This is a genomic window from Streptomyces nanshensis (assembly GCF_001751255.1).
Lineage (GTDB): Bacteria > Actinomycetota > Actinomycetes > Streptomycetales > Streptomycetaceae > Streptomyces > Streptomyces nanshensis_A.
Genome location: NZ_LJGW01000643.1, coordinates 1 through 4273, shown reverse-complemented (window position 1 = coordinate 4273; position 4273 = coordinate 1). Strand labels below are relative to the sequence as shown.

Genomic DNA, 4273 nt, shown 5'->3' with positions numbered 1-4273 from the left:
CGTCTGCCCGCGGGGCTCGGCACGGACGGTACGGAGGCGGGACGGTCAGGCTCGGCCCGGGGCGCGGTCGGTGGCGGCACGGGCCGGTCAGCGGCGTCCGGCCGGGGGCTGCACTTCAGCCGGGGCGGTGCCCTGGCGGGCGAACGCGGCCGGAAGGGCGGCCGTGCGTTGAACCCTGCCTTCCTTCCGGACCTCGGCGGCGTGAGTGGAGACGCGCACACGGACGCCCCCGCCGAGGGCCGCCCCGGCGAGGCTGACTGAGCCCCGAGGAGGGTCTGTTGGTCAGGTCCCCTCGCGCTCCCGCCGCTCCGTCTGCGAGCGGCGCCACTCCGGTGCCAGTACCGACCAGATCTCCATGTCGTGGCGCTCGCCCCGGGACGTGTAACTCTCGCGCAGGACGCCCTCCTTGGTCATGCCCAGGCGGCGGGCCACGGCGATGCTCGGTGCGTTGGCGGCCGAGACCAGCCACTCGACGCGGTGGATGCCGCGTTCGTCGACGGCCCAGTCGATGATCACGCGGGAGGCCCTGGTCACCAGGCCGCGGCCCACGGCCGAGGGTTCCAGCCAGCAGCCCGCCTCGGCCGTGCCGTGGGGGACGTCCATCGTGCGGAAGAGGACGCCGCCGACCAGTGTGCCGCCGCGTCCGCTCTCCTCCGGTGTCCAGATGCCGTAGATCCGGCCGGTGTCGGCGGCGGCCTTGTCGGCGTACGACTGGAGGTAGGCGCGGCTGGAGGCCGGGTCCGTGACGACGTCCGCGAGTCCGATGTGCCGTCCGATGAACTCCCGTCCCCGGTCCATGTGTTCGAGGAACTCCTCGGCCTGCCACGGTTCGAGCGGCCGCAGTTCGGCGCCGTCCTCGCCCAGGGGTACTGCGAACATGATGACCGCCCTTCAGCACCGGCCGGAGTCGGCCGTATGCGTGGATGAGTGCCGGTGACGGTCGAAGAGAGCGAGCGTCGCCGGGAGTTGGGAGTGGTGAGGACGAGGTGGCTCGTCCGGCGGGAACCAGCCGAGCGCGTCGAACTTGTGCGGCTCGCCGAGGGCCACCGCCTCGGGATCGACCTCGACGGCGAAGACAACCGCCACCCAGTGCGACATGGGGCCGTCCCCGCCGCCGCGCAGGATGTTGCGTACGCCGACGGTCTCGACGGACAGCGGATCCGCCGTGTACTCCTCGCGGACCTCACGGGCGACGGCCTCCTCGAAGGTCTCGCCGTGTTCGAGGGCGCCCGCGCCGGTGTCCCAGGTGCCCGGCTCGTCCCGCGCGCCCGTACTGCGACGGGCCAGCAGGACGCGGCCTGCACCGTCGTGGCAGACGAAGACGCAGGAGACGGTGGGGGCCGTCAGGGCCCGGTCGCGGGGGAGTGCGGGAGGGGTGGTGTTCATCGCCGTCGTGCGGTGCCTCTCGGGTCGTCGGCGCCGGAGGGCGCCTCGCATCGGTGCCCGGTTCCTGGCGGGCTTCCTCCCCCGACTCGCCGCGGTCCGCGGGAAGATGACTGGGGCCGCGCCGTACGTCGAAGGGGACTCCTCCGGCTCGTCGGAAGCCGGAAGCGCTCGTCAGAAGTGGCTCGTCAGTTCGCGGAAGGCCGCGAGGTGCAGGATCTGGGCGTCGGCGTGGTCGAGTTCGCCGTGCTCCAGGGACCAGGTGTGCTGGTGCGGGATGAAGACCGCGTTCATGCCGGCGCGGCGGGCGGGGAGGATGTCCGAGCGCGGGGAGTTGCCGATCATCCAGCTCACCGCCGGGTCGAGGCCGTGTGTCCCGATGAAGCGGCGGTAGGCCGCGTCGTCCTTCTCGGGGACGATGCCGATCTCGCGGAAGTGGTGGGCCAGTTGGGACATCTCGATCTTCCGCTGCTGCTCCTCCGGGTCGCCCTTGGTGAGCAGCAGCAGGTCGTGGCGTTCGCCGAGTGCGGCGAGGGTCTCGGCGACGCCGGGGATCAGCTCGACCCGGTGGTCGACGAGCGCCGCGGCCAGCTCCCCGATCTCCTCGTGCTCCCGCGCGGTCGCGGGCCGCTCGCGCAGCCGCGCCACGCAGTCGGCGAGGCTGCGCAGCAGCGACCGAGTCCCGTAGCCGTGTGTGACGGTGTTGGCGCGCTCGATGTCGTCGAGTACGGCGCGGAGTTGGAGCCGGTCCATCGTCGGGTGGGCCAGCCAGTCGAGGAAATCCTTGATGACGCGCTCGAAGAGGACGTTGTTCTCCCACAGCGTGTCGTCCGCGTCGAAGACGAGCACTTGGCCGTCGCGCCTCGGCAATCCGCCACCTCCCCGGCTCCGCGTCACCTCCCCCGGCTCCGCGTCGTGAGTCCCGACCGTAGCCGCGGAGTCGCCGGGCCTGCCAGCGGTTTTCCGGCCGGAGGGACGGCAGCAGGGGACGCGCGGACGCCGTGCGCGTCAGCCGTTGAGGAAGTCCCGCACCAGCCGCGTCAGCGAGCCCGGCGAGTCGACCCAGGGGTAGTGGCCGGTGTCCTTGAGCGTCCGCAGCCGGGAGTCGGCGAAGGACTGTGCGACCGCCTCCCCGGCGCGCATGCCCGTCACCGCGTCGAGATCGCCGGTGACGACGAGCACCGGCGCCTCCACGCGCCGCAGCGCGTCCAGCACCGTGAGCCGGGACGCCTCGTCCACACCCTGCCAGAACCCCGCGCGCGGCACGGGGTTGAGCTGGTCGCCCTCGGCGGCGGCGTGTGCGCGCTGCGGCGCCTCCCAGCGTGCGTACGCCATGGGGGCGGCCTGCCGGAGCAGCGTACGGATCCGCTCGAAGTCGGTCTCCTGCTCCAGGAGTCGGACGGCCGTACGGGCCTGCGCCCACCATTCGCCCTCCTCGGCACGGGAGTTGAAGATCTCCCGTGCGTCGTCGGGGAGCCGGCCCTGAAGGCGGGAGCCGGGGTTGAGCAGTACGAGGTGGGTGAGGCGGTCCGGGTGCGCGGCGGCGTACGTCTGGGCGGTGGCCGCCGCCGCGTCGTGCGCGAGGAGCGCGAAGCTTTCGAGCCCGAGGTGGGCGCGGAGTGCCTCGACGTCCTCGGCGAGCCGCGGGAAGGCGTACTCGCCGGGGTCCGCGGCGGGCGGCGAGTCGCCGGTGCCGCGGGCGTCGGGCACCACGAGCCGCCGGTAGGCGCCGAGTCCGCCCAGGTCCCCCAGATAGGCCGCGTCACGGGCGGGGCCGCCGGCGAGGCAGACCACGGGCGTGCGGCGGCGGCCGGGGGGATCGCCGCCGAGGACGTGGTAGCTCAGCTCGGCGCCGTCGTACGAGGAGAAGTACGGCATACCCCTCAGCGTGCCCCAACGTCGGGCGTACAGCCGTCACCGCCCGCTCGTCGTAGGGCGAAAGGCCGAGCACCGTCCGGGCCGAAGTCAGCCGAAAGTTCAGATGCCGTCGTCGTCCGCGGGCCTTAGCGTGCGCCGTATGACTGCATCGGAAGACCTGCCGGGGGAGACGGGAGAGCCAGGTGAGACGGGTGGTTCCGGAGAGGTGCGGGATCGGGCCGTGGACCCGGCGGAGCGCGGCGGTGCGGTGAAGACGGCGCCGGGCGCGGGCGGTTCGGCCGCCCCCGCGGACCATGAGGCGCCCGTACCCGCCCCCGTACCCGTACGGGAGAAGGCGGCGACCCCGCCGCGCCCGCGCGCGGAGACCGTGCTCAGCCGCGGCTATCTGGCGCTCACGCTCGGCATCGTCTCCGTCGTCTTCCTCATCGCGTTCGAGGCGACGGCCGTCGGCACGGCCATGCCCGTCGCCGCCGACGAACTCGACGGCGTCTCCGTCTACGCCTTCGCCTTCTCCGCGCTGTTCACGACCTCGCTGCTCGGCATGGTCGTCTCGGGGCAGTGGTCCGACCGGCGCGGGCCGCTGCCGCCGCTGGCGTGGGGGATCGGGGCGTTCGCGACGGGGCTGCTGCTGTCCGGAACGGCCGTCACGATGGGCGTGTTCATCCTGGGCCGCGCGGTGCAGGGGATCGGCGGCGGGCTCGTCATCGTCGCGCTGTACGTCACCGTCAGCCGCGCGTATCCGGATCGGCTGCGGCCCACGGTGCTGGCGTCCTTCGCCGCGGCGTGGGTGGTGCCCGCCGTCGTGGGACCGCTCATCGCGGGGACGGTCACCCAGCAACTGGGCTGGCGCTGGGTGTTCCTCGGCATTCCGCTTCTGGTGGCCGTGCCGCTCGCGGTGATGCTGCCGGCCCTGCGGCGCACCGCGGCGGGACCGCCGCCGGGCGCACGGGCCGATTCCGGCTCCGACTCGGGTGCGGCGGCCGGTTCGGCGGCACGCGGCTCCGGCGTGGAC

Annotated in this window: 5 protein-coding genes and 1 pseudogene; 2 read left to right on the top strand and 4 right to left on the bottom strand. The window is 73.6% G+C overall.

Annotation, left to right across the window (positions count from 1 at the left end; translation table 11 throughout):
• Positions 1-261 (top strand): annotated as a pseudogene (locus tag AN218_RS37660) (hypothetical protein); the annotation flags it as partial.
• Between the two features lie 21 nt (positions 262-282).
• On the opposite strand, the gene AN218_RS30750 reads toward AN218_RS37660, so the two are convergent.
• From AN218_RS30750 to AN218_RS30735, 4 genes are all read right to left on the bottom strand, one after another.
• Complete coding sequence (locus AN218_RS30750; protein ID WP_070020318.1) at positions 283-879, bottom strand: GNAT family N-acetyltransferase; 597 nt, start codon at positions 877-879, stop codon at positions 283-285.
• 12 nt (positions 880-891) lie between these two features.
• Positions 892-1386 (bottom strand): NUDIX hydrolase, encoded by a 495-nt coding sequence (locus tag AN218_RS30745; protein ID WP_070020317.1) that lies wholly within the window; start codon positions 1384-1386, stop codon positions 892-894.
• 171 nt (positions 1387-1557) lie between these two features.
• Positions 1558-2253 (bottom strand): HAD family hydrolase, encoded by a 696-nt coding sequence (locus AN218_RS30740; protein ID WP_070020316.1) that lies wholly within the window; start codon positions 2251-2253, stop codon positions 1558-1560.
• Between the two features lie 138 nt (positions 2254-2391).
• The gene (locus AN218_RS30735) at positions 2392-3261 is read right to left on the bottom strand and encodes an alpha/beta fold hydrolase (RefSeq protein WP_070020315.1); all 870 of its coding nucleotides are present in this window, start codon (positions 3259-3261) and stop codon (positions 2392-2394) included.
• 139 nt (positions 3262-3400) lie between these two features.
• Here AN218_RS30735 and AN218_RS30730 point away from each other — a divergent pair.
• Positions 3401-4273, top strand: an 873-nt coding sequence (locus tag AN218_RS30730) for an MFS transporter (RefSeq protein WP_244900853.1), incomplete at its 3' end; no start/stop codon positions are given.

Bases quoted from the DNA above. Each gene is read 5' to 3' on its own strand.
- AN218_RS30750 (WP_070020318.1), bottom strand. From the start codon at position 879: ATGTTCGCAGTACCCCTGGGCGAGGACGGCGCCGAACTGCGGCCGCTC.
- AN218_RS30745 (WP_070020317.1), bottom strand. From the start codon at position 1,386: ATGAACACCACCCCTCCCGCACTCCCCCGCGACCGGGCCCTGACGGCC.
- AN218_RS30735 (WP_070020315.1), bottom strand. From the start codon at position 3,261: ATGCCGTACTTCTCCTCGTACGACGGCGCCGAGCTGAGCTACCACGTC.